The 25,596-nt window shown below is 48.6% G+C and carries 22 protein-coding genes and 3 tRNA genes; 5 read left to right on the top strand and 20 right to left on the bottom strand.

The annotated features are described in order from the left end of the window. Window positions 1-58: 58 nt before the first annotated feature. The 10 genes from FMR86_RS15105 to xerD form a co-directional block, all read right to left on the bottom strand. Complete coding sequence (locus tag FMR86_RS15105; RefSeq protein ID WP_163352237.1) at window positions 59-1,321, bottom strand: replication-associated recombination protein A; 1,263 nt, start codon at window positions 1,319-1,321, stop codon at window positions 59-61. A 225-nt stretch (window positions 1,322-1,546) separates the two neighbouring features. Then, a complete protein-coding gene (locus tag FMR86_RS15100) occupies window positions 1,547-2,269 on the bottom strand; it encodes a 16S rRNA (uracil(1498)-N(3))-methyltransferase (RefSeq protein WP_163352236.1) in 723 nt (240 codons plus the stop codon). Window positions 2,270-2,492: 223 nt separating this feature from the next. Beyond that, window positions 2,493-3,731, bottom strand: coding sequence for a diaminopimelate decarboxylase (lysA, locus tag FMR86_RS15095; protein ID WP_163352235.1), 1,239 nt, complete (start codon window positions 3,729-3,731; stop codon window positions 2,493-2,495). A 23-nt stretch (window positions 3,732-3,754) separates the two neighbouring features. Next, window positions 3,755-4,207: a hypothetical protein gene (locus FMR86_RS15090; RefSeq protein WP_163352234.1), complete on the bottom strand. Its 453-nt coding sequence runs from the start codon at window positions 4,205-4,207 to the stop codon at window positions 3,755-3,757. Next, window positions 4,207-6,861, bottom strand: coding sequence for a DNA mismatch repair protein MutS (mutS, locus tag FMR86_RS15085; RefSeq protein ID WP_373682489.1), 2,655 nt, complete (start codon window positions 6,859-6,861; stop codon window positions 4,207-4,209). The genes FMR86_RS15090 and mutS overlap by 1 nt, the downstream gene beginning before the upstream one ends. Window positions 6,862-6,877: 16 nt before the next feature. Continuing rightward, the gene (locus FMR86_RS15080; protein ID WP_163352233.1) at window positions 6,878-8,017 is read right to left on the bottom strand and encodes a tetratricopeptide repeat protein; all 1,140 of its coding nucleotides are present in this window, start codon (window positions 8,015-8,017) and stop codon (window positions 6,878-6,880) included. 28 nt (window positions 8,018-8,045) lie between these two features. Next, window positions 8,046-8,399: a lipopolysaccharide assembly LapA domain-containing protein gene (locus FMR86_RS15075; RefSeq protein ID WP_163352232.1), complete on the bottom strand. Its 354-nt coding sequence runs from the start codon at window positions 8,397-8,399 to the stop codon at window positions 8,046-8,048. 19 nt (window positions 8,400-8,418) lie between these two features. Further along, on the bottom strand, window positions 8,419-8,907 hold the full coding sequence (locus tag FMR86_RS15070) for an HIT domain-containing protein (protein ID WP_163352231.1): 489 nt from the start codon (window positions 8,905-8,907) through the stop codon (window positions 8,419-8,421). Between the two features lie 306 nt (window positions 8,908-9,213). Beyond that, window positions 9,214-11,877, bottom strand: coding sequence for a CBS domain-containing protein (locus FMR86_RS15065; protein ID WP_163352230.1), 2,664 nt, complete (start codon window positions 11,875-11,877; stop codon window positions 9,214-9,216). A gap of 10 nt (window positions 11,878-11,887) precedes the next feature. Beyond that, window positions 11,888-12,802, bottom strand: a complete 915-nt coding sequence (gene xerD, locus FMR86_RS15060) for a site-specific tyrosine recombinase XerD (protein ID WP_163352229.1) — start codon at window positions 12,800-12,802, stop codon at window positions 11,888-11,890. Between the two features lie 117 nt (window positions 12,803-12,919). Here xerD and FMR86_RS15055 point away from each other — a divergent pair, with 117 nt between their 5' ends. From FMR86_RS15055 to FMR86_RS15040, 4 genes are all read left to right on the top strand, one after another. Further along, window positions 12,920-14,086, top strand: coding sequence for an LL-diaminopimelate aminotransferase (locus FMR86_RS15055; protein WP_163352228.1), 1,167 nt, complete (start codon window positions 12,920-12,922; stop codon window positions 14,084-14,086). Beyond that, on the top strand, window positions 14,065-14,580 hold the full coding sequence (folK, locus tag FMR86_RS15050) for a 2-amino-4-hydroxy-6-hydroxymethyldihydropteridine diphosphokinase (protein ID WP_373682490.1): 516 nt from the start codon (window positions 14,065-14,067) through the stop codon (window positions 14,578-14,580). The genes FMR86_RS15055 and folK overlap by 22 nt, the downstream gene beginning before the upstream one ends. A gap of 56 nt (window positions 14,581-14,636) precedes the next feature. Beyond that, a complete protein-coding gene (locus tag FMR86_RS15045; protein ID WP_163352227.1) occupies window positions 14,637-14,903 on the top strand; it encodes a transcriptional regulator in 267 nt (88 codons plus the stop codon). A gap of 677 nt (window positions 14,904-15,580) precedes the next feature. Further along, on the top strand, window positions 15,581-17,668 hold the full coding sequence (locus FMR86_RS15040) for a tetratricopeptide repeat protein (RefSeq protein ID WP_163352226.1): 2,088 nt from the start codon (window positions 15,581-15,583) through the stop codon (window positions 17,666-17,668). A gap of 156 nt (window positions 17,669-17,824) precedes the next feature. On the opposite strand, the gene FMR86_RS15035 is transcribed toward FMR86_RS15040, so the two are convergent. The 3 genes from FMR86_RS15035 to FMR86_RS15025 all read right to left on the bottom strand — a co-directional run bounded on the left by FMR86_RS15035 (window position 17,825) and on the right by FMR86_RS15025 (window position 20,751). After that, window positions 17,825-19,051: a M20 family metallopeptidase gene (locus FMR86_RS15035; RefSeq protein ID WP_163352225.1), complete on the bottom strand. Its 1,227-nt coding sequence runs from the start codon at window positions 19,049-19,051 to the stop codon at window positions 17,825-17,827. A gap of 19 nt (window positions 19,052-19,070) precedes the next feature. After that, window positions 19,071-19,265, bottom strand: a complete 195-nt coding sequence (locus FMR86_RS15030) for a hypothetical protein (protein WP_163352224.1) — start codon at window positions 19,263-19,265, stop codon at window positions 19,071-19,073. 85 nt (window positions 19,266-19,350) lie between these two features. Then, a complete protein-coding gene (locus FMR86_RS15025) occupies window positions 19,351-20,751 on the bottom strand; it encodes a glutamate decarboxylase (protein ID WP_163352223.1) in 1,401 nt (466 codons plus the stop codon). A 130-nt stretch (window positions 20,752-20,881) separates the two neighbouring features. Here FMR86_RS15025 and FMR86_RS15020 point away from each other — a divergent pair, with 130 nt between their 5' ends. Then, a complete protein-coding gene (locus tag FMR86_RS15020) occupies window positions 20,882-21,592 on the top strand; it encodes a DNA alkylation repair protein (RefSeq protein ID WP_163352222.1) in 711 nt (236 codons plus the stop codon). Between the two features lie 5 nt (window positions 21,593-21,597). Here FMR86_RS15020 and FMR86_RS15015 read toward each other — a convergent pair whose 3' ends face one another. The 7 genes from FMR86_RS15015 to pgk all read right to left on the bottom strand — a co-directional run bounded on the left by FMR86_RS15015 (window position 21,598) and on the right by pgk (window position 25,586). Then, window positions 21,598-22,125 (bottom strand): thermonuclease family protein, encoded by a 528-nt coding sequence (locus FMR86_RS15015; protein ID WP_163352221.1) that lies wholly within the window; start codon window positions 22,123-22,125, stop codon window positions 21,598-21,600. Window positions 22,126-22,297: 172 nt separating this feature from the next. Next, a tRNA-Leu gene (locus FMR86_RS15010) sits at window positions 22,298-22,384 on the bottom strand. 521 nt (window positions 22,385-22,905) lie between these two features. Next, window positions 22,906-22,992 (bottom strand) — tRNA-Leu (locus FMR86_RS15005). 130 nt (window positions 22,993-23,122) lie between these two features. Further along, window positions 23,123-23,209, bottom strand: a tRNA-Leu gene (locus tag FMR86_RS15000). Between the two features lie 55 nt (window positions 23,210-23,264). Then, window positions 23,265-23,597 (bottom strand): preprotein translocase subunit SecG, encoded by a 333-nt coding sequence (gene secG / locus FMR86_RS14995; protein ID WP_163352220.1) that lies wholly within the window; start codon window positions 23,595-23,597, stop codon window positions 23,265-23,267. 43 nt (window positions 23,598-23,640) lie between these two features. Further along, the gene (tpiA, locus tag FMR86_RS14990) at window positions 23,641-24,396 is read right to left on the bottom strand and encodes a triose-phosphate isomerase (protein WP_163352219.1); all 756 of its coding nucleotides are present in this window, start codon (window positions 24,394-24,396) and stop codon (window positions 23,641-23,643) included. Continuing rightward, window positions 24,396-25,586 (bottom strand): phosphoglycerate kinase, encoded by a 1,191-nt coding sequence (gene pgk, locus FMR86_RS14985; protein WP_163352218.1) that lies wholly within the window; start codon window positions 25,584-25,586, stop codon window positions 24,396-24,398. Before pgk ends, tpiA begins: the two co-directional genes overlap by 1 nt. Window positions 25,587-25,596: the final 10 nt, after the last annotated feature.

Raw genomic sequence — 25,596 nt, 5'->3', positions numbered from 1 at the left:
TTGCCCAAAGTATACACCCCCGTAAAAACACAAGCAACTAAATTGCGTCTTTAAGCCTTTATTTACCCCATTTTTTGGGTTCCGGTCTTTTACGCGGAGCGCGTGGTCTGCGTTGCCCTTTCAGCCATGCATTCAAACGCGGCTCTTCTCCCTGATCTTTGGGATCATAAAACATACGGTCCGCAATTTCCGGAGGCAGGTATTTCTGTTCCACATAAGAATTCGGATATGAATGCGGATACAGGTAGTTTCGTCCGTAGCCCCATTCTTTCTGCAGGTTTGTAGTCGCGTTTCGCAAATGAAGCGGAACCGGAAGCATGCCGTTCTGGCGGATTTCCTGCTTTACAGTATGGTAGGCTGCGTAGGTGCTGTTACTCTTGGGGGCAAGGGCCAGATAGACCACGCATTCCGAAAGAGGGATAAATCCTTCAGGCATGCCGATGAATTCCACGGCCTGCTGGCAGGAAACAGCCATGGTTATTGCGTGAGGATCAGCCAGTCCGATGTCTTCCCCCGCGGAAATAATCAGTCTGCGGGTAATAAATTTCGGATCTTCACCGCTTTCAATCAGACAGCCAAGATAATAAAGTGCCGCATCCGGGTCGCTGCCGCGGATAGATTTGATCAAAGCGGAAGCCAGTTCGTAATGTGAATCGCCGTCCCGGTCGCCGCGAACAACTGTTTCCGGCAGGATTTTACGCAGATTTTCAGCTTCGCGTTTTTCTTCCGGCAACTGGGAAACATATTCCAGCAGATTGAGCAGGCTGCGACCGTCACCGCCGGCCATGGAGGTGATCAGGGCCAGGCTTTCTTCGCTCAGTTCGATTTCAAGCTCTTCGCAGGCCCGCTTGCAAATCGCCTGCAGATCTGTCTTATTCAACGCCCGTAACCGCAGCACATGCAATCTTGAAAGCAGCTGCCGGGTTACGCTGAAAGAAGGGTTTTCAGTGGTTGTCGCCAGCAGGGTGATTTCGCCTGATTCCAGAATGGGCAAAAAGAAATCCTGCTGTGCCTTGGAAAAGCGATGCAGCTCATCAAGAATTAAAATATCCATGCCCGCCAGCTGTTTACGTAAAGCTGCAATGCCCGATTCCGGTGCGCTGATACGCATGAAATGACGGCCCGTGGATTTTGCCAGCAGCAAAGCCAAGGTAGATTTTCCGCAGCCCGGAGGCCCGAAAAGCAGCAGGCTGGGCAGCCTTTTGGAACGTTCAAATGCCTCAACACGCTCACGCACATGAGCCTGTCCTACAAATTCATCTATATTTTTAGGACGGATACGGTCAGCCAAAGGCTGATTATCTGTTAATTCTAATTTCATATTGGTGCCTCCGGCGGCTGGGGAAGGGGAACTTTTGGGAAAAGTTCCCCTTCCCCAGACCCCATCCCCTCAAAACTTTTTAATATGGCTTCGCCGCTTCGCATAAAAAAATATCCATAACCATAATCGCGAAGCGAAATAAAAGGTTTTGGGATTCTTAAACCCTTTTGCAAAAGGGTTTAAGCCGCCGGAGGCGAAATCTTTTTAATAAAAGCGCGTAGCGCATCAAGTTTTTTGTCTTTCTAAATATGCACTGCCCATGCAGAGTAGGGCGGCTGTTTCCCACCTGAGAATAGAATTACCTAAACTGAGGGGAATAAAATTATTTTCAATTAATAATTCAGCTTCGCGCGGGCTGAATCCTCCTTCCGGGCCGATAACGGCAAGGGTGGATTCGGCGGCAAAGATTGAATTATCCGGCACCGTATCCTCATCCGCTTTTTCATACAAGAAAAGTTTGTTGGCATAGGGTGCGGATGCTTCGATGAGTTTTTCGATTGATCCGGATACGGTCTGCAGCTCGGGCAACCATGGGTTGCCGCACTGCTTTGCAGCGGCAACCAGCTTTTCATGCCAGCTGTCTTTAATCTCGGCAGGAACCTTACCCTGACTGAATTCGCTTTGGAAAAATATCAAGCCACGGGTCTGTAATTCAACAGATTTTTCAAGAATCCAATTCCGGCGCGAACTTTTATTCCAGCCAATGGCAAGGGTGATGTTACGCAAGTCAGAGATTGATTTTTCTTCGGTAATTTCAAGCTGCACCTTGCTCTTGGTGATATCAGTGACTGTAAACAATCCTTCGCGACCGCAGCCGTCGAAAAGGCGCACGGTATCACCGACACGGGTGCGCAACACTTTTCCGAGATGTTTGGCTTCGCTGCCTTGGAGAATAAAAGGGGTGTCCCAATCTTCTGAAGCTAAGTAAAATGAATTTAGTCTAGCCATAGCCTTATCCTATTTAAAGTCCCCAAAAAAGAAAATCCCCAAGGAGGGGAGTTGCGACAGGACTCTAATTAAAAGGGGCAAAGCCCTACTAAAAGTTTTTGAAGAGTCCAGAGAAACTTTTTCCAAAAAGTTTCTTTGGCCGCCGGAGGCGAAATCTTTCCATCAAAAAGCGCGAAGCGCATCAAAAAAGGCCTCCGGCAGGGCCGCCGGAGGCCTTTATATACTAAGATTCCAGTTTAAGCAGATCTTCGTAAGTTTCACGACGGCGGGCCATGATGACGTCATCTCCATCGACGATTATCTCTGCGGCACGCAGGCGGGAGTTGTAGTTGGAAGACATGGTGAAACCGTATGCCCCGGCAGAGTAGACCGCGATAAGCTCGCCCTGCTTCATTTCGGGCAGCATGCGATCCTTGGCGAGGAAATCTCCGGATTCGCAGATGGGGCCGACAATGTCGTAGTCGATTTCAGGACGGTTGTTCTGGGTGACTTCGGAAATACGGTGATAGGACTGGTACAGAGAAGGACGCACCAGATCGTTCATGGCCGCATCGACAATCAGGAAATCCTTGGTCGGGGTCTTCTTGGTGTAGATAACTTCACCGACGAGAATACCTGCGTTACCGGCGATTACACGGCCGGGTTCAAGGATTACTTTAAGTCCTTTGTCTGCGAGAGCCTTGCTGAGGGCTTCACCGAACTCCTTGGGATGGGGCGGCTCTTCTTCATCATAGGTGATGCCGAGTCCGCCGCCGAGGTCGAGGTGTTCGATCTCAATGCCCATGGTGCCGAGTTCGTCGCGGAAAGCGAGGAGCTTGTCGAGGGCTTCGAGGAACGGCTCAATGGTGGTCAGCTGGGAACCGATATGGCAGTCCATGCCGATGGGGGAGACGTTGGGAAGCTCTTTTGCGGTTTTGTATGCATCCTTGGCGGTTTCCATATCCAGACCGAACTTATTCTTTTTCATCCCGGTGGAAATGTAGGGATGTGTCTTGGGATCAACGTCCGGATTGATACGGAAACTGATGCGCGCGGTCTTGTTCATGGACTCGGCCACTTCGTTGATGCGGTGCATTTCGCCCACGGACTCAACGTTGAACATGAGAATATCGGCCTTGAGTGCTTCAGCGATTTCGTACGCTTTTTTACCCACGCCGGAAAATACGATTTTGCTTGCGGGTACGCCTGCTTTGAGTGCACGGAAAAGTTCGCCGCCGGAGACAATATCCATGCCTGCGCCCATTTCAGCCAGCAGCTTGAGCACGCTCAGGTTGGAGTTGGCTTTTACGGAATAGCAGGTCATGTGGTCCAGCCCGGTGAAAGCGGAATCAAAAGCTTCAAAATGTCTGCGCAGGGTGGCTGCGGAGTAGATGTAGAGCGGGGTGCCGTATTCTCTGGCAAGCTCATTGATGCTGATATTTTCAGCATGCAATTCATTATTTTTAATTTCAAAATGATGCATTGTGGAAGGACTCCATTAAATGATTAGGGTGCAGCTGTGTATACGTCGGAAATTACTACTCCGAGTGCGTCGTAAACATTGCGTCCTACGACTCTCCAACGATAGCTTTTAGCGGGATCAAGTCCACAATCGCTGAATACGAAAGTGGAGCCGTCAGATTGAATACCTTCGGAACCGGGGGTAAAATCTTTCCTGATAGCCGGGAAGAAAGGACATGTGGGGCAGCCTTCTCCCGGACCGGAACCGTCAGCTTGAAATTGAAGGCTCAAATTGTCCACATTTTTATATGCGCCGTCAACCTTTACTACAACTTTAAGGCACTCACCTACGCGGCGGCCTTCCACTGAAGTGAACTTGAAAAAGTCTTCACTCTTAGTAGGGGCGGGCCAGATTTTAACGCCGCAACCTGCGCTGGCAAGAAGCATCACAGCCATGACAGCAAGGACAACATGTTTTTTAAGATTATAAAATTTCATTAATTTTCTCCCAGTGATTTTTTCCACTGATTCAGAAGGGTAAGGGCTTCTATGGGTGAAAGTCCGTTCACATCGAGATTACGCAGCTCTTTGATGAGTGCATGATCTTCGGGCGGAGCTTCGTTTTTGTTTTCGGTGCAGATCATTCCGGGCAGGATTGATTGCACGGACGGGGCCTGATGCACAGGCTGACCATCCACATCCTGCGATTTTTCTTCAAGATTCGCAAGAATTTCCCTAGCCCTGACTACTACAGGCTTGGGTACCCCGGCAAGCTTGGCCACCTCGATACCGTAACTTTTATCCGCCGGACCGGGAACCAGCCTGCGCAGGAAAAGGATATCACCTTTCCATTCACGGACCGCAATGTTGAAATTCCGCAGGCCGTCAATGACTCCCTCAAGAGAGGTCAGTTCATGGTAATGGGTGGCGAAAAGGGTGCGGATACCGCCCCGTGCGCGCTTGGAAAGCTCTTCCACAACAGCCCATGCCAGCGCAAGCCCGTCAAAGGTAGAGGTTCCGCGTCCGATTTCATCAAGAATGACCAGACTGCGCTTGGAAGCCTGGCGCAGGATGCGTGCGGTTTCCATCATTTCAACCATAAAGGTGGATTGTCCCTGCGCAAGGTTATCCGAAGCACCGACGCGGGAAAATACACGGTCCATAAGCCCGATACGTCCGTTGGTGGCCGGGATGTAGGAACCTATCTGGGCCATGATGCCCATTAGCGCGACCTGACGAAGCACGGTTGATTTACCGGCCATGTTCGGCCCTGTGATGAGCAGGATACGCCGTTTTTCGTCGATGGTCAGACTGTTGGGGATGTAGTTTGCCGCCCCTTGCACGGCTTCGACCACGGGATGGCGGCCTTCCTCAATGACCACTTCCATGCCGGGATGGATTTCCGGGCAGGACCAGCGGTTGGCCCTTGCGGCTTCAGCCAGTCCCTGCCAGAAGTCAACAGCGGCAATGGCATCTGCCATGAACATGAAACGACTGCGGTTCCCGGCAATTTCCTCACGTATTTTCTGGAAAAGGTTGTATTCAAGGGTCTTGCGTTTATCCGAAGCTGAAATGAGCTTTTCTTCAAGCTCTTTGAGTTCCGGGGTAATGTAGCGTTCGCTGTTTACAAGGGTCTGGCGGCGTTCAAAATAGTCCGGCACCTGTCCCTTGAAAGCTTTGGAAATTTCAAAATAGTAACCGAAGACCTTGTTGAATCCCAGTTTGAGCTTGGGCAGGTCGTTGGCGGATTTTTCGTTTTCCAGCAGTCCGGCAAGGGTGGATTCCCCGTGCTCGGTCAGCTCGATGAGTTCGTCCAGTTCTTCGTTAAAACCGGACTTGAACAACCCGCCTTCGGTGATGACCGGGGGAGGGGAGTCCACAAGGGCTGCTTCCAGAAGTTCAGCCACATCGGTCATGGAATCCCATTTTTTGACGATGGATTTCAGGGCCGGAGTGACCGGATTTTCTTCGTCCACGCCGACTACTGCTTCATGCAGAAGATGATGGACCGGAGGCAGGGTCTTCAGGCTCTGACGCAGGCTGATGAAATCCTTGGGGGTTGCCCGGCCGAGCACGACACGGGTGGAAAGGCGTTCAAGGTCGTAGACCGTATCGAGCAGTTCGCGGACTTTGGCGCGCAGAGAGTCGTCATCGTGAAAAAAAGTAACCGCCCGTTGGTTGTGCTCAATAGGCGAAATCTCGCGCCACGGCTGCTTTAAACGCACCGCGAGAAGACGTCCGCCCATGGGGGTAATGGTCTTGTCGAGAACGTTGAGCAGGGTGCCTTTGCCCTTTTTGCCGTCCAGCCTTTTGAAAAGCTCAAGGTTGCGTTCGGTGACTTCATCCAGAATCATGAATTTGGTCAGATTGAGCGGCTTGAATTCACCGAGATGATCAAAATCCTGCATCTGGGTCTGGCGCAGATAGGAAATTAGCGCACCGCAAGCCTGGGTCAGCTGCGGTTTGTCTTCAAGGTCCAATGAATCGAGATCGGCGACATCCTGTGCTTCAAGGACATTGTCTTTGGCAGAATTGTAATTGAAATATCCGGCGGAAGGAGCAGGGGCGATACGGGCATCCATGTCGCCATACTGACCGGGAACGGCCTTGCCCTGCGGTAATATCAGTTCCCGGGGATTTACTTTTAGTGCCCATTGCCAGAGGTCGTTTTCATTCTTGCTTTGAAGCCCGGACCATTGTCCGGTGGAAAAATCCATCCATGCCAGCCCGCCTGCGGACTTTGTTTCATCCCAGAGCAGGGCGGCAAGAAAGTTATTGTCCTTGGCTGTAAGGGTGTCGTCTTCGACAACTGTTCCGGGCGTGTAAACCCTTGTTACGCCGCGTTTCACCAACCCTTTTGTCTGTTTGGGATCTTCAAGCTGATCGCAAAGCGCAACAGTGTAGCCTTTGTCTACCAACTGAGCCAGATATGTACGTGAGGCATGATGCGGAACTCCGCACATGGGAATTTTATCGGGAGAATTGGGATTACGGCAGGTCAAAGCGATCTGCAATTCACGCGCTGCAATTTCAGCGTCCTCAAAGAAAAGCTCGTAGAAGTCTCCCATACGGAAAAACAGCAGAGAATCAGGGTGTTCGGCCTTGATCTGCATGTACTGCTCGAACATGGGAGTGAGTTTAGGTTTGCTCACAATAAATATATGGGGCTTACTGGTTCAGTTCTTTACGGAACGAAATTGAATGCCAACTGCGGCACCGCGGGCAATTGAAAAATATTCTATCACGCTTAAGACCGCAACTGGAACAGGTGAATCTTTGCACTTTTTTCGCAACGTTTACAAAAAAGTCCAGCTGATTTTTAAAAGATGAGGTCAGTTGTTGCTGGTCCTGCGCAAGATTAAAGAGTTCAAGCCGCGCAAGCCAGAAATTCTGGTTGAGCATGAGGGTCTTTTCAAGCCAGACCCCGGCTTCTTCCTGCTTGCCGCAGAGCTGCAGGAGCCGCGCACCGTAATACTGCATGATCACATCCGGGTCGGCTTGGGAAATTTCTTCAACCATCACTTCATAAAAAGGATAGCTGCGGTCATTGTCCGGTTCTTTTTTCTGGAGCGGAGTCTCCCCGAAAACAAGGGATTCAGCCAGTACGCCTTCAATAAGGACAAATCTTAAGTGCTTGGGAACCTTTGCAAGAGCGATGTTAAATTTCTTTTTGAATTTATCCAGTGCCCCTTCCTGTTTCATTCTGGTCAGCACCAGCAACCATGACTCTACAGAGCTTTCAGAAACATCAATGGCTTTTCTTAAGGTACGGTTGGCGAGAGCGTATTCGCCTTCTGAATTGTAATCTTCAGCCAGCCGGGCGAGATAGTGCGCTTCCTGCACAGGCTGATTCAGTTTGGAGTAATAGGCTGCAGCTTTTTCGAATTCCCGGCCTCCTGCGGCCAGTTCAGCCAGTTCGGTCAGAATCTCAGGGGAATCCCCTACGATTTCACGGGCTTTTTCAAAAGCACTCACCGCACGGTCCAGAAAGCCCCCACGGCTGAAATCACGCCCCAGTTCATATAGGGCGCGGGCCTTGATAGCCGGGGCCAGACCGGGACGGACAATCAGGCTGTTCCTGATCTGGGCGGCACGTTCGATTTCGCCCTGTGAACGGTAGAGGTTACCAAGGGCGAGGTAGATCTCAACAGCTTCGGGAGTATCTTTTACAACCTTGCTGAGTTCATCAATAGCTGCGCGGGTATCCGCAAGTCCGGACTTGCCTTTTCCGGCCCCGGACGAATAAGACGGCGCCCGATTATCGGACGCCGTCATTTTCTTCTTTTTAAATACGCTTAAAAAGGACACGTATACTCCTTGTATATGCGCTTATTTATTAAGAAGCTTTCTCTTCGCTTTCTTCTGCGGAGGGATAGTTCCCCTCATCGAGGGGCAGATTGCGCAGAGAGTTAACTTCCTGCTCAAGGTTTGCCATTCTGGTGCGGCAGGTGCGGAGCTGGCCGGAAAGACGGACTTTGTCAGCCATGAAGTAAAGCAGACAGAGCAAGGAACCTGCGGCAAAGGCAATCAGGATCAACAGATAGTAGGGAAGAGGCTGGCTCATGAACTTGTAGTTAAACAGTTCGATGGACAGAGTTACTTCCTTGGAAAGTTCAGGAGTATTCTGAATAAAGAATACCATGGAAAGGAAAAAGAGAACCACCAGAGCCAAAACCTTCAAGTAACGCATGAAACCCTCCTTAGTGTTACTAGCGACAGCAGCTGTCAAAAAACGGCTTGAGCCTATTGTAAGTTGAGGACAAGTGGTCGGGGATAACATTGGTTTCTCCGAACACTGCCATAAACGATGCATCCCCGTTCCAACGGGGTACTAACTGAAAGTGGAGATGGGCGGCGATCCCAGCTCCGGCTGCTTCCCCTATATTCAGGCCGACATTTATCCCTTGCGGGTTGCATGCTTTATCCAGAATATCGCAGCTTATGGTTATATATTTCATGATCTCCGAAGCTTCCGCTTCATCAAGATCAGTGAGTTTACTGACATGACGGTACGGCGTAACCATCAGGTGGCAGTTGTTGTAAGGAAATTTATTCATGATCACAAAGCAGTGCTCAGCCCTGTGCAGAATTAATCTTTCCTCATCCTCTTCAGTGCTTTCCGGAATACAGAAAACACATTCATCAGGCTTGGGACCAAGAATGTAGTCCATCCGCCACGGTGCCCATAATACGTCCATCTGTAAAACAACCTTTACAATACCTTCGCACAGTAGTGAAGTTACTGTCCGATTGTCCTGCTAAACTTGAGCAAGGACCGTTCACATTGTTTTTATCAAACAATATTAATTTCCAGTAATTAAATACCAGCTAATTATCAACAATAAATATGGAAAAAACAGCTTATTCATGAAAAAAACATTCATAAGCGGCTTTTTCACAGCTTATTGAAAAAGTCTGCATGTTCTACACGCCTTGCCGGGCAAGAGCAAGGGAAACCATTTTTTAAAGTACTTGATATACTTTCTAAAATGGAAATTTTCGGCCTATTTTTTTAAATCTTTAATTTTATCCTTTAAAAAAGATAATTGATCCTGACGCCCTTTCAATTCACCATCAAGGCAGGCCAGTTTTACCTTAGTCAACAATTCCGAATACATAGGCCCCGGCTCAAGTCCTAGTTCCTTCAGGTCTTCACCGGTCACATCTATTGTCTTAAGTCTCAGGCTGGTCAGATATTGGGAGACATATTTTTTAATCATCTCCCGCTTGGTGCGGGCCATGATGAAAAGCACTCCCTCCAGCGGAACCGGGCTGAGGGTTTCGTAAATCTCGCTGGGTTTCATTTCCTGCTTGATGTTCATGATATTCCCGGCTGCCCAGAAAACAGTATCACGCAAATGGACAAATTCCCTGCGTTCTGTGGGAGAAAAGCTGAAGCGGTCGTAAATCTGCTCCATTTTTGCCTTAGGTATACCCATGCACATGGCCAGAAAATATGTTTTCCAGACCGAAAGAGGCGGTTCAAGATAGAGCAGACTGTACCAGCTCATGAGCCGCTCAAGTTCCCCGATAACCTGCGAACGGGCGGAATTGAGCACCATCAATGGATGAATCGCTTCAAGCACACCCAGTTCGTTCATACGCTCAATGGAGCGCAGCACATGCGCTTCATCCAAAATAATGCGCATTTCGTGGGTTAAGCGGTAGCCGGAAAGTTTGTTGATCAGATTCAGCTTGAGCGCGTTTTTGATTAGATTCAGGGTCTGGCCGCCGATTTTGAAATCAAAACGTTGTTCAAAGCGGATGGCGCGCATGATTCGGGTCGGGTCTTCCACAAAACTAAGGGCGTGCAGCACCCGCACGGTCTTGTCTTTCAAGTCGCGCTGGGAACCGAAGAAATCCACCAGTTTACCGAAGCTTCCCGGATTGATGTGCACTGCCAGTGCGTTGATGGTGAAGTCGCGGCGGTAAAGATCCATTTTTATAGATGAAAGCTCAACCGTAGGCAGGGCGGCCGGATATTCATAATATTCCAGACGTGCGGTAGCCACATCCACCCGCTGCCCGTCTGGCAGGATGACTACAGCGGTCTTGAATTTGCGGTGGTATTTGGCCCGACCGTCCATTTTCTTAGCCAGCTTTTTGGCAAAGGCGATACCGTCACCTTCAACCACCAGATCAAGGTCGAAATTGGTCTTGGTCAGCAGCACATCACGCACAAATCCGCCGACCACGTAAGCTTCTGTGCCGATCTCGGCAGCCATTTCCCCGGCAGTCTCAAGGATGTCGAGGATTTTGTTGGGCAGACGGTTGCGCATTATGTTGCGGATATTGCGTTCCTGTTTCTTGTCCGGAAACAGGGATTCCGGAATGCGTGCCGGGTCCTGCACCAGCATATTAATCAGGTCGGTGCGGGTGACCACAGCCTCAACCCGGTCATTTTCCACCACTGGAACCAGACGCTGCTTCTGGCCAAGGATAATTTCCATGACCCGGTGCAGCCCGGAATCAGTCTTGATGGTGGAAAAGGGGTGCTGCATGTAAATTTCAACTTCCATCTCACCCAGACTATGCGAAAGAGCTTTGTCTGCGGTTTTCTGCTCCAGTAGACCGACCACGCGCATATTCTCCATGGAGTCCACCACAGGCACACCTTTGAGGTTGTACTTGGTCATGCGGTCTACGGCCTTGGTAATATTCATATTGCGGGGAATGGCAACAGGCGGCTTGGTCATGATGGACTCCACGTTCAAGCGCGGGGTAACCTTGGAATAGAGCAGGGCGAAAAGTTCATCACGCACTTCGGCCAGCGTGCGGTCTTTGATGGTTGCGGATGCGGCATAAACATGTCCGCCTCCACCAAAAGCCGTGCAGATCGCGCCCACGTCAATGTCCGGTGTGCGGGAACGGGCCACCAGATGGATACGGTCGTTCATGCGGCCCAGTGCAAAAAGGACCTTGATATTTTCAACGTCCATGAATTTATGAACCAGTACGGAAAAATCAACCACATATTCGGGCGTACTGATCTCGGATATAACCACATCGAGGTCGTTGATGGTATGGGTGGTGGCCCCTTCAAGCAGTCTCCCGAGCAGGGTAATCTGCTGCGCGGAAAGATCGCGGTTGAGCAGGTCGGTGATAACGTCCAGCTCCATGCCGTTTTTCAAGAGCCATTTCCCGGCCTCGAAATCGTGCTCGGTGGTGGAATTGAAAGTGAATGATCCGGTATCTTCATAAAGTCCAAGGCCCATGATGGTGGCTTCTTCCTGATTGATCTCCAGCCCGCGCTCGCGAATTTCATGGGAAAGAATTGCAACGCTTGATCCCCAAGGCTTTTTAATCATGAATTCAGGATCAAGGTCGCATTCGGATTTCATGTGATGGTCGTAAATATGGATTCTCAGCCCAGGATTCTGCAGAATGGGATCAATATGAACAATGCGTTTGCGGCGTGAGGTATCCACCACAACCAGCAGCTTGACCGCGCTTTTATCTATTTCTTTCAGATGTTTGAAATTAAAGAAATAAGTCGCGCTTTCCATGTAGAAATTACGCAGGTTCTTTTCCTGGCTTCCGGGGAAAATAAGCGTTGCGTCGGGATATAGTTTTCCGGCAGCCACAATGGCGGCCAGACAATCGAAATCCGCATTTACATGGCCGGTAATTATGGTTTCCGCTTTTATCAGGTTTTCATTTTTTGACATTCTTAAAATCTCACATTACAGATCGTGGGTGAAAACGTTTATGAAGCTGGACTAATCTTCCGGCTTGAATATGTGTGTATATTTCGGTAGCATTAATGTCTGAATGACCGAGAAGCAACTGGACTGTACGCAGATCCGCACCGCCATCCAGCAAGTGGGTGGCAAACGAATGCCTGAAAGTGTGCGGAGATATTGAACGTTTTATCCCTGCTTCCAGTGCGAACTTCTTGATCAGTTTCCAGACCCCCTGTCTGGTCAGTCCTTTTCCTGATCTGTTTAAGAATATGTTCTTGACCTTGGGATTAAAAGCAGGACGCCAATCTTTAATGTATTGGTTTAAGAAATTTTGCGCCACATAATGAATCGGTACCAACCGTTCCTTGGAACCTTTACCGAAAATAATGAGAACTCCGGTTTGAGGATCAAAGTCTTCAATGTTAAGGTTGATCAATTCGGAGACTCTCATTCCGGCTGCATAAAGCAGCTCAAGCATAGCACGATCGCGAAAGCCCAGTTTTTCGGTCAGCTTGGGCAGGGCGAGTATGCGGCCGATTTCCTCCGGTGAAAGGAACTCAGGTATTTTTCTGGGGAGCTTCGGGTTTTCCAGCAGGGTTGCCGGGTCTTCTTTAATGAAGCCGCGTGACGTGCAGAACGCGAAGAATCCCCGCAAAGACGAAAGATGCCTCGCCAGCGAGGTTGATTTCAATGCTTTTGACCTTAGATATGTAAGGTAGAGCAGAAGTGTCTGACTTGTGGTGTCATCTATTTTCGCGGACCTTTCCTCCAGAAAATTCTGAAAAGACTCCAGATCACTCAGATATCCGTTGAGGCTGTTTTCCGAAAGTCCACGCTCAATGAGCAGGTACTCCAGGTAACGGTCAACCCATTGGTGTTTAGAAGATGTATTGTTTTCGTTCTCGGTCATATCCCGTATTCATTACACGTATGGCCGTAACTGCTCAAGGTGATTGACAGAGCAAACAAGCACATTTAAAGAGTTTTGATAATAATTTAACCAAAAAAATGACAGGAGCATATCGAAATGCCGGAATTTAAACTTGCCGACAGACTTGCCACACTTCCCCCGTACCTCTTTGCAGAAATCGACAGACTTAAAGCTGAAGTTGCAGCTCAGGGCGTGGATATCATCAGCCTCGGCATCGGAGATCCCGACCTTCCGACTCCCGATTTCATTATTGAAGCACTGCACAAGGCAGCTCAGAACCCGGTCAACCACCAGTATCCTTCTTATGTAGGACTCATGACTTTCCGTCAGGCTGTTGCCGACTGGTACAAGGAAAGATTCAACGTGGAACTGGACGCAGCAAGCGAAGTAGTTTCCCTGATCGGTTCCAAAGAAGGTATCGCACACTTCCCGCTGGCTTTCGTTAACCCCGGCGATCTGGTGCTGGTAGCTTCCCCCAACTACCCGGTTTACCCGGTAGCATCCGGTTTTGCCGGCGGCGTGGTTGAAATGGTACCGCTTCTCGAAGAAAATGATTTCCTGCCCGACCTTGACGCCATCGAGGACGCAAAATGGGACAAGTGCAAAATCATTTTCGTAAACTACCCCAACAACCCCACATCCGCCACCGCAACCCCCAAATTCTATGCAGAGCTGGTTGCCAAAGCCAAGAAGCATAACGTAATCATCGCAGCTGACGCCGCTTACACCGAAGTCTACTACGAAGAAGACAAGAAGCCCATTTCCATTCTGGAAACTCCCGGCGCAAAAGATGTGGCCATAGAATTCCATTCCCTGTCCAAGACTTACAACATGACCGGCTGGCGTTGCGGCATGGCAGTGGGTAATGCCTCACTCGTGGCCGGACTTGGAAAAATTAAAGAAAATGTCGACTCCGGCATCTTTCAGGCTGTACAGGAAGCCGGAATTGTTGCACTTAAAGAAGGCGAACCTTACGTTAAGGAATTCCGCAAGATCTATAAAGAGCGTCGTGACTGCGTTATCGAAGCTCTGGAAAAGATCAACATTTCCTGCAAGGTGCCTGATGCATCCATCTTCGTATGGGCTAAAACTCCCGAAGGCTACACTTCTTCCGAGTTCGTATCCAAGCTCCTGAAGGAAACCGGCGTTGTTGTTACTCCCGGTAACGGCTTTGGCGAATCCGGTGAAGGGTATTTCAGAATTTCGCTGACTGTCGATACCGAAAGGCTCAAGGAGGCAGTATCACGGATATCCCAATTATAAAGGTCTACGTCAGCCTTGGTTCAAATATCGGAGACACAGAAGATCATTTGAATCAGGCAGTCGCCAGACTGGAAAAATATGAAGGAATTGAACCTGAAAAATGGTCTGAAACATACCAGACCGAACCTCAGGGACTGAAAGATCAGCCATGGTTTACCAATCAGGTGGTCCGTTTCGACGTTGACCCGGAACTCTGGTCCGCAGAAGGATTCCTTTCCACGCTTCAAGCGGTGGAAGGGCAGATGGACCGGGTCAGGGACGTTAAGAACGGCCCCCGAACCATTGATCTGGATATTATTCTCTTCGGAGACCGGGTCATTGACAGCGGCAGCTATCTCACTGTTCCGCATCCGCGGGCGCAGGAGAGGGCGTTTGTGCTCCTTCCGCTGGCTGATATTGAGCCGGAACTGGCTTTCCCGGATGGGACAACCATTTCTGACGCTCTGCAGAAAATCGATTACCGTACAGAAGGTAAGAAGATTTATCAGGATTAATTCTAGGGCCGCACCTTCTACAGGTGCGGCCTTTTCTTTATTGAGGTGAAGAAACTATGTTGAAATTTGTTGTTATCGCCATTGCCGCATTTGTCATGTGGAAACTATTTATGGGCGATCAGAAAAAGAAACAGGATAAAGAAGGCAAAGATTTCAATAAAAAGGTCAAAACCGGAGAAATGGTCAAAGACCCCATCTGCGGTGCCTACGTTCCCAAAGACGGCGACATCCGGGTAAAAAACGGCGAGAAAGTCGAATGCTTCTGTTCCTATGAATGTCGCGATAAGTACATCAAGCGGCTTGAGGCTGATGGCGGCGAATAAGCTGTCTGCAATATTTCAGGGAACCCTTTTGACTGGAATGTCAGAAGGGTTCTTTTTTGCGCTTAATGGATTGATGGGACTAATGAGCAACGACAGTTAGCGTTAAGTTGACAGTGCTATAAAAACAGGTTTGCGAGCCTTGTCTGACAAAAAGTCGGGCAAGGCTTTTTTATTCCTCACAAAATGACCTTCAAATTTAGCTCCTGATCGATTTAAAAATTAAAGTTGATATTCTCATTAGCGAGCATGCTGATTTGCCTAAAAAGGACAGTCAGGACGAAAAAGAGTGATTTTACGATTATTGGCCTTATTTTTTGCCAACCTTACATCTTTTAATCATAACTATCTGTTTTAACTTAGTTTATATGATTGTCTCATAATGTAAATTATGTAAACTTTGAGATATGGGCGGTATGTCTTCCACTCTGAAACTAAAACCAGCATCTCTACTATCGGTAATTGTCATTTAAAATATGTGTTAAATTTTAGATATTTTTGAATTACCTGTTTCTCTGATAACTCGATCCGGTGTTTTATTTTGCTTATATCGTCCTTTCTGACAGTTCGATTCCGGTAGCCAAAGATTACGAGATTTAAATTTGCCTCTTAGGCTGCTTTTCTTTATCTCACTGAGGTAAAGTTCACACTGACTAGAAATTTAAACCTACGGGGTTTTCATGAGATCGATACTTAAGAAAAAGATATTACCTTCCCTGCTGGCTGCATCTGTTTTGTTCGGGGCCGGAGGAAATGTTTTTGCTGCTTCTGCCAAGAAAAATGATTCATTTGAATCATGGCTGGAAAAATACGGTGCCTGGGACATTCTTGAACAGAATTACTCCCAGACCGGAGATACACCGGAACTTATCCTTAAACGGGCTGAAACCGCTTTTAATCTCGGCCGCTATTCCGCATGTCTTGAAACACTGCAATCCACACCGGCTTTTACCGACAAAACTCAGGAAATCACCCGGCTCTGGCTAGGCGGTAAATGCCAGCGCGCTCTCGGCGATCCGGTAAAAGGCGTAATCTGGTTCAGTCAGGCTGCACGTTTGATGGATCAGAGAACCATGGCTTCAAAATTTAAAAAGGATTCACAGCTTAAAAGCATCTGGTTTGATGTCTGGCGTTCCCTTTACTGGGGATACCAGGTAACCCCGGAGGCTGCCCGCGAATCACGGAAGATGCTGCTCGATCAGACCTTTGCACAGGCTGAAAAAGTCTGGCCGACAACCTATTTTGTCATCAACAGCAAAGCCAAGCTGGGAGCGTTGAACAGTACTTCTGAAATCATTCCTGTTATCAGCAATTCAACTATTGTCAGCGATGATGACCGTAATGCTATTGCTCAGTCTCTGGCAGCAGCAAGTATCGGAGAATGGGAAAAAGCAGATAACGCTTTAACTGCAGTTTCCAACTCAACAGTTCAGACTTTCTGGAAATCCGTTAACCAGTATCTGGAATCCGGCAATACTCCGGAATCTGTTTCTATCTTTAATGAAGAAAATCTGATTCGACCGAATTCTTTTTTTGAGGCAGGGGTTCTTGAGCCTGTGACCGTCTCCCCTACTCTCTGGCAGCTTGGCGCGCCCACTTCACCGGCATGGAATGCTTTCCGCAAGCAGCTCCTGGAGATGAAACCGCAGGAAGCACTTAAAACTATCGACCGCGAAACCGGGTCATTGCTGCTTTCCAGCGATTTGGTTAACGCTCTCCAGAACTACCGTCTTGCGTTCGCATTTCTGAGCGGAGACATGGAGCTTGCTGAGAATGTTCTGAAGCGTCTTGATACGGACACTCTGCCCATGAGCCTCAGAGTCGCCTGCGGTATTGCTTTCAAGCTGCCTCTGTCCAGAGTGCTCAGTAGCGCTGATTATGGTAAAAACGAAAACATCTACATAATTTCCGGGCTTAGCGAGGCTGCCGGGATCAACTATTTAAGCGATATTGATACGCCCTTCTGGAAGCCCATTTCCCGGAAAGCACTTAATCCAACTATCAACTCCAATCCGTTGGACAGGCTGCTGGTATTCGCAGACCTGAATGCTCAGGCAGATAAAAAACAGAGCATTAAAATAGCCCGTCGATGTGCGTTTCTGTTTCCCAAGTCCAAGCTGGGTGCTGAGAGTTTTATCTACTTGGCAGATCAGGCCGCTCAAAACAGGGACTTCAAACTCTCCGCCTATTACCTGAAACGGGTTGATCAGGATAAATTCGGTCCTGAATTACGCCTTCAGTGGCTCTCTGCGGCAGTCGCATATGATCTTGCTGTCGGTAAAGACGACAAAGCCATGAAGGCTTATAACGAAATTCTCAAGTCCGGCGGCACCCTTCCGGCTGAGAAGGAACTCAAGCTGGCACTCATGATTCAACAGAAAGGTGACTTAAAAAAAGCTCAAGCCATACTTGAAAGAATCTGGTCAACCCGCGACGATCTGGAAAATGACGAACTGCGTGCAGAGGTGCTTTTCTGGATTGCCGAAGGTGAGCACGCTATGGGCAGGAAAGAAAAAGCACTTAAGCATTATCTCGAATTGGCATGGGAGTTCCCGGAGCAGAATATCTGGGCCGTGACCGCCATGTATCGTTCTTCCATGATCTACGAACACAAAGGCCAGTTCGAAACTGCCAAACGGTTTCTCAAAACTGTCATCAAACGCGCTGACCGCAAGGCCCAGAAAGAGGCCGCAAAAGCCCGGCTCAATGCCATCGACACCAAGCTGGCCAAAGTCGGCGCAGATAAAGAAGTTAGCTTTCCATTTTAATGATGCCTCCGGCGGCCCTACCGGGAGTCCCTCCGGGGGCTTAAACCCTTTTGCAAAAGGGTTTAAGAATCCCAAAACCATTTGGTAAGCTTCGCATATAGCTTATTGATTCGCCCCACTAAAGAAGCCCTGCTAAGTTTTTAGCAGGGCTTCAATTTATCCTAAAATATTCAAAACGCTTCCTGTCATGGTAATTACGGCAGTTTTGATAGTCGGTTCCGGTGGTGGACAAAATTTGCTGTTATGCAGCGACGGCGGCTTGATTCCTTTTTCATGGTACAAGTCCATTTCTTCTGCCGAGGCTGCCCCGGTAAAGAACATGCAGCAGGGAATCTCTTTATTTCCGGCTGTTCGGAATAGAGAAAAATCCTCGCTGACCATGACCATTTCCGCTTCATGAACCCTATCTGCACCGAGAAATTCACCCGCAGCTTTGCGGACAATTTCAGTCAGACCTTCATCATTAATGGTAGCAGGCAGGGAATTTGATTCAATGACTTCGATTACAGGCAGGAGATTGTCCGGCACTTCCATGGACAGGGCTTCGTGTTTGCAGATTCTTTTGATGGATTGAAGAATTTGAGCGCATGTTTCGGAGTCAGCAAATCTAACCGAAACTTCCAAGATAACTTCTGCGGAAATAATATTGGCCCGCGTGCCGCCATGGATAGAACCTACGGTGACAACTGCCGGAGTGAGCGGGCTGATTTCCCGGCTGACAACAGTTTGGAGGGAAGTAACTATCCGGGCTGCAAGCACGATAGGATCTTTGCATTCCTGCGGAAGGGCACCGTGTCCCCCTACTCCGCGTACGGTTATTTTCAGCTGGGAAACCCCGGCCATGACTGGCCCGGATTTAACTACTATCCTTCCGGATTCAACACCGGGAATAACGTGTGTGGCTAAACAATAATCAGGATAACCGAACTGCTCAAAAAGCCCCTGCCTGAGCATCGCCTTCGCTCCGGCCCCGACTTCTTCAGCAGGCTGGCCGATAAAAATGATCTTCCCATTCCAGTTTTCCTTGGACCGGGAAAGGACGCGGGCTGTGCCCACAAGGGTCGTCATGTGGAAATCGTGCCCGCAGGCATGCATGATGCCTGTTTCATTGCTGGCATAGTCCAGTCCGGTTTCCTCAATGACAGGCAGCGCGTCCATATCGCCACGGACCACTACAGTGGGACCGTCACCGTTCTCCAGAACACCGACCACGCCGTGGCCGCCGAAATTGCGGGTTACGGATATGCCGCTTGCTTCAAGCTGGGCTGCAATCAGTTCAGAAGATTTTTCTTCATGACCGGAAAGCTCCGGATTGGCGTGCAGATGTTTGTATATCCCGACCAGATCATCCAGTTCATCTTGAACCAGTTCAATCAGATTCATCTGGAATCCTTAAGGCTTGTTATTCTTTTTCTTTGCTGCCGCTTCTGGCGGAAATTTCAGTATGTGCGCGGCGTTTTGCATCATCAAGAATGGGATGCAGCAAGCCGACAATATTGCGGACATTAAGGTTTTCGGCTTCCTTGGAGCAAAGCAGCACATCAAGGGCATCAAGGCCGTGGAAAATATAATCTACGCTTTTTTTGATCTCACTCATTTAAAACTCCTTTATATGAAAAATCTTTATTTACAGGCAAGTTGGATCATATTGCCTGTAAATAAAGATGTCTATTAATAAATGATCAGCAATGCTTGAAAGTTTGCTTGGTGCTTTTCTTTTCTTCAATTTCACCGTCAAAAGACTTCAGGATGCGCCTGATGTCATCCATGAGCAGGTGGGCCATATCCATGGACATGCCTTCCTTGACCACGATGCGCAGCACATTATCATCTTCGCAATTTTCGCACATGCTGTAGGCCGGAACCAGCCAGCCGCGATGGCGCAGCATTTCCGAAACCTTGTATACATCAAAATCAACATCCACATCGCGACGAATTCTGAAAGTAATCAAGGGCATATGCAGCTTGGGCAGCAGACTCTGGAATACACCGGTTTCTTCAAGCTCTTCTTTAATAAAATTAGCAGTATCCATGCAGGCTTGCATAATGCGGGTGTACCCTTCACGTCCGAGCCGGATAAAGTTGTAGTACTGGGCTACAACCTGATTTCCGGGGCGGGAAAAGTTCAGTGCGAAAGTAGGCATTTCACCACCCAGATAATTGACCCTGAAAACCAGATCTTCGGGAAGTTCTTCAGGAGTACGCCAGATTGCCCAGCCCACGCCGGGATAAACAAGGCCGAATTTGTGGCCCGACACGTTGATGGATTTTACCCATTTCAGACGGAAATCCCATTCCAGTTCCGGCTGCAGGAACGGAGCGATGAATCCACCGCTGGCCGCATCCACATGCAGGGGAATTTCATATCCGGTTTCAGCGTTAAATTTCTCAAGGGCGTCGTTGTATTCCTTGACCGGTTCAAAATCCCCGGTATGGGTGGTGCCCAGAATGGCAACCACGCCGATGGTGTTTTCATCGCAAGCGGCAAGGACATCCTCGGTCTTCATGCTGTAATGACCATCGGAAACCGGAATCAGACGAGGTTCAATTTCCCAGTAACGGCAGAATTTCTCCCAGCAGACCTGCACACTGGCACTGATAATCATGTTCGGCTTATCTGTGGGTTTGCCCTTGGCTTTCATGCGATCACGCCATTTCCATTTCAAGGCCATTCCGCAAAGCATGGCCGCTTCGCTTGATCCGGTTGTGGAGCAGCCGCAGGCATGTTCTTCGTCCGGGGAATTATAAAGATCGGAAAGAATATGCACACAGCGGTCTTCCAGTTCGGCTGTCTGCGGATATTCATCCTTGTCGATCATATTTTTATCGAAAGTATCGGTCATCAGCTGCCGGGCTTCGTCTTCCATCCATGTGGTAACGAAGGTGGCCAGATTGAGACGGGAGTTACCGTCCAGCATGAGCTCATCGTGCACCAGAGAATATGCGTGCCGGGGGTCAATGCTGCTTTCAGGTATGGCGTATTTTGGGATCGGGTCTTCAAGGTCGCGGGACCCGTAAACGGGCATGATATAGTTTTTGCGGTTTTCAGAATCCCTTTTATGCTTTTTTACATGATGAATCATGGTCTACCCCGTTGACTTGTCAGTTTCTATTGTTGGTTGTCAAAGTTTAGTTGATAATCAAAGAAAGTTACCCTAATAAAATTAAACATCATCACTATGCATATAAACACATTGGAAAATAAGCTGCAAGATGTCATCTAACATACGCCGGAATATTCAACTCCTCCCCACCATCCGCCATTCCCTGCAAGCTGTTGCCGATCCTGAACGCGCACCGGCCATGCAAAAATACATGAAATCCGAAATGGAGTTTTACGGTATCCGCACGCCGGTTTACCGTAAGATATGTAAACAAATATTTAAAAAATACGAACCATGGGATTTTGACAAATGGCAGGCTGCTGTTCTTGAGCTGTGGCGTGATGCTGAATTTCGAGAAGAACGCTATTGCGCCATTGAATTAATTATCTTGAAATCATGCAACAAACATCATGTATGGAAAGCCCTGCCCATGCTCGAAGAGATAATCACCACCGGGGCTTGGTGGGATTATTGTGACTATTTAGCCAAACCGTTGGGTAATATTCTTCGCGCTGAACCGGAACGGATGCGTGCATTGATGCTCAGATGGTCCACTGATGACAACATGTGGAAACGCCGCTCATCCATTCTCTGCCAGCTACGATTTAAAGAAGATCTGGATTTTGAATTTCTTATGCAATGCATTGAGCCGAATATTGATTCCAAAGAATTCTTCCTGCGCAAAGCTATCGGCTGGGCCTTGCGGGATTATGCTTGGACGCACCCACAGATAGTGAATGATTACATTGATGCTAATGCTGAACGTCTTTCAGGACTGAGCAGACGCGAGGCTTTGAAGAATATGCACAAACTTTTGTAGCCGCCTTACTTCTTTGAAGGTGTCCGTACCGATACCTTCCGACCCCGCTTCCATTTCCGAAACTCCTTCGGAGTCATCTTCAAACCGCCATTAGCCCAGATGCCGAGCTTTTCCTGCTTGGCCAATTCCTGCGCATGCTTAAGTTCCGGGTAATGCATCTTAGTGTCCTCATAGTAGGCTACAATGCAATATCCCTGACGCACCAGTACATAATTAAGCATCTCCCCTTTCCGCCAGACATAACCGAGCACCCGTTTGTAGCGATCCTGAGTGCGGTGATCGTATTCAATGTAGGCCGGGCCTTTGCGTAGCCACTTATCTGTGAATTCGCGCGCCTGCTGTCCGAACTCCTGTTTGTATTCCGGGCAGTCTACAGATATCAGCCGCAGATCAATATCAAGCCCGCGCAGCATGACCGAAAAGGAGTCGCCGTCTTTTGGGCGTAGATATTGGAATTGTTCGGCGTGGGCGTAATAGACCGAGGCGATCAGAATCAGTATTGCTGCCAGAAAGAAAATGAAGGCTTTTTTCACTGTAGATTATCCCTGTTTACGCATATGCTATATTTATTTGTATTGCGCACAGGAATATCTACAAAACTATTTTAGATTTGACAATATGACTATAAATAAAAAAGGATCGTATTGCTGATCGATAAATGCAAAAAAGGGTTGAAACTTTCGTTTCAACCCTTTCTCTGTTGCATGGTGCCGAGGGGGGGATTCGAACCCCCACGGAATCTCTTCCACTGCCCCCTCAAGACAGCGTGTCTACCAGTTCCACCACCTCGGCAAGAGGTGAACAACGTTGCTGTGAACGTCGTGTGAAGAAGTGTTTACGGAAATCTGTCACCCTTGGCAAGATGTTTTTTGAAATAATTTGAAAAAAATTTAAATTAATTTTTTATCAATAAAATCAAGGGCAAATCATTCGATCAGCTGATCAGTTTTGATGCTTTATACAGGGGTAATATTGGTATATTCCCGCCTCTGTGCGTCAAAATGTGATTTTAATGTCAAAATTCGTTCTGACGGGACTTTTACTTCTTCACGACACCGAACAAGACAAACACATTAAAATACGTTTCTGATACGATTCTGAGAGCCTAGTTTTTTACACTTATATTTTTTTAGTTTTTGTAATTATCGGCCAGTTCCATATCTTCTTCTGCTAAAAATAATGAGCCGCACGCACAGAGCTTTCTCAGACTTCTCTCATTTCAATGTAGCCGGATTTTCGTACATCTCTGATTTCTATTTTTCCTCCAAACGCAAAAAGGGCCGGAACAAATGTTCCGGCCCTTCTCAGTTGCATGGTGCCGAGGGGGGGATTCGAACCCCCACGGAATCTCTTCCACTGCCCCCTCAAGACAGCGTGTCTACCAGTTCCACCACCTCGGCATGAGGTGTCGTTCTAAGAACGTTTCGTTGAGGAAAGACTTAACGCTCTTAAAACATATTTGCAAGATGTTTTTGCAAATAATTGCTCGTAATATTTAGGATTTTTCTTTCGAAGTACCTGCTTTTCAGATGGTGCCGAGGGGGGGATTCGAACCCCCACGGAATCTCTTCCACTGCCCCCTCAAGACAGCGTGTCTACCAGTTCCACCACCTCGGCTCTGAAATACGAGCTGTATATTTTAAAGAACTTACGTGAAGTTTTTAAAAACTTACTATTTGGTCTCTTCTGCAGGAGCCTTAACGGGCTCTTCAAAAGTGACAGCAGGCTTTTCGGGAGTGATGATGGTGTCGCCTTCAAGTACGACAGACTCATCAGCAATCCTGTTGCCGGAGAGGTAGTTGTATGAAAGGGAAGTTACCAGAAAGACTGCTGCCAGAAATGCAGTGATCTTAACGAGAACCCCGCCTGCTCCGGTGCTACCGAAAACAGAACCACTTCCTCCGCCGAAGATTACGCCCATGTCTTCTTTACCGCTCTGTAAAAGAACGAAGATAATCAGAAAGACGCAAGCGATAATGTGTACAGTAATTACGAGCGTTTGCAAAGCTTTTTTTCCTTTATTTTTTCACCTGGAATAAGGCAGATATTTAAGCCAGTGCGATCTGGCTGAAACTTTCCGCGTCCAAGCTCGCGCCTCCTACCAGTACTCCGTCCACATTGTCAAGTGCAATGATCTGTGCGCAGTTGGCAGGCTTTACGCTTCCGCCGTACAAGATGCGGATTTCATTAGCTTTTTCAGGGAAAAGTTTTTTCAGCTTTTCTCTAACAAAGCCGTGAGCTTCAACGATTTCGCCTTCTCCGGCCACTTCACCGGTGCCGATGGCCCAGACAGGCTCATAAGCAACAACAACGGTTTCAGGCGCGAAGTCGGAAGCTACATTCTTTAAACCAGCTTCGAGCTGTTCGTCAATAACCTTCTGTACTTCCCCTGCTTTTCTTTCATCGATTGTTTCACCGATGCACAGGATCATGGACAGACCGTTTTCAAGACCGAAAGCAACTTTTTCTCCAACCATCTCATCGGTTTCGCCCATAATTGCGCGACGCTCGGAGTGTCCTGCCAGTGCGTAAACGCAACCTACATCCTTAAGCATTGCGGGAGAAATTTCTCCGGTGAAAGCACCCTCAGCCTTAGGGTAAAGGTTTTCAGCGGAAAGGTGGCAGTCAGCATTTGCTTCCAGCACGGAACCTACGGTTTCCAGAGCAGTATAAGGAGCGGCAATAACGACTTCGCGGTCAGCGGGAAGTTTGCCGGCGATTTTTTCAAGCAGACCTTCAGCAGTTGCTTTTGCTTCTGCGCGGGTCTTGTACATTTTCCAGTTAGCGGCCATTAATTTTTTCATTAGCTGTTCTCCTTAAGTGCTTTGAATGCGGGAAGTTCTTTACCCTCGAGGAACTCAAGGAAAGAGCCGCCGCCGGTGGAAATAAAAGTGAATTTATCTTCGAGCTTGGCCTGATGCACAACTGCGTCAGTATCGCCGCCGCCTACGATGGTGGTGGCGTCTTCAAGGTCGGCCATGGCTTCGCAGACCTTCAGAGAACCTTGGGCAAAAGGCTCTTTCTCGAACAGACCCATGGGACCGTTCCAGACGATAGTCTTGGAGCGTTCAATTACTTCGCAGAATTTCTTTGCGGATTCAGGGCCGATATCAAGCAGCATGCCGTCTTCGGGAACGGAATCACCGTCGCAGACACCCTGTGCGGTATCAATATCTTTACCCCAGACAAAGTCGGTGGGCAGATGCAGGGTGGTGCCGGAGCCGGCAGCCTTATCCATGATTTCTTTGGCAGTGTCCACAAGGGATTCTTCCACAAGGGATTTACCTACAGCCTTGCCCTGTGCGAGCAGGAAAGTATTGGCCATGGCACCGCCGATGATGAAGTCATCAACTTTGCCGATCAGGTTGTTGAGGATGCCGAGTTTGGAGGAAACCTTGGCACCGCCGGAAACAGCGATGTAGGGCTTGCGGGCATTCTTGAGTGCTTCGCCGAGATATTCCCATTCCAGCTTGAGCAGGAAACCGGCACAGCAGTCTTTGGCAGCATAAGGGACATCAACAACGGAAGCGTTGGCACGGTGGGCCACGCCAAACGCGTCGTTTACGTAAATATCAGCAAGGGCGGCGAGCTGTTTGCCGAAATCGCCGCGCTCTTCGGGAGTCTTGGCCTGCTCTTCTGCGTGGAAACGCAGGTTCTCAAGCATCATAACCTGACCGGGCTTAAGCTCGGCAGCCATTTTCTCCACTTCAGAACCGATGCAGTCGGGAGCAAGGGGAACTTCCATACCGAGGTATTCGCCAAGGCGTTTGGCAGCAGGTGCCAGACTCAGGGAATCAACCCTTTTGCCTTTAGGTTTGCCCAGATGGGCCATGACGATAACCGACGCGCCCTTTTCAAGTGCATATTTAAACGTAGGGACAGCGGCTTTGATGCGGTTGTCGTCAGTGATGGTTTCGCCGTCCAGAGGGACGTTGAAATCAACTCTCATCAGCAGTTTCTTGCCTGCAATGTCAAGCTGGTCAATGAAGCGCATGATCACTCCG

This window comes from Desulfovibrio sp. JC010 (assembly GCF_010470675.1).
GTDB lineage: Bacteria > Desulfobacterota > Desulfovibrionia > Desulfovibrionales > Desulfovibrionaceae > Maridesulfovibrio.
This window is presented reverse-complemented; position numbering and strand designations above follow the sequence as displayed.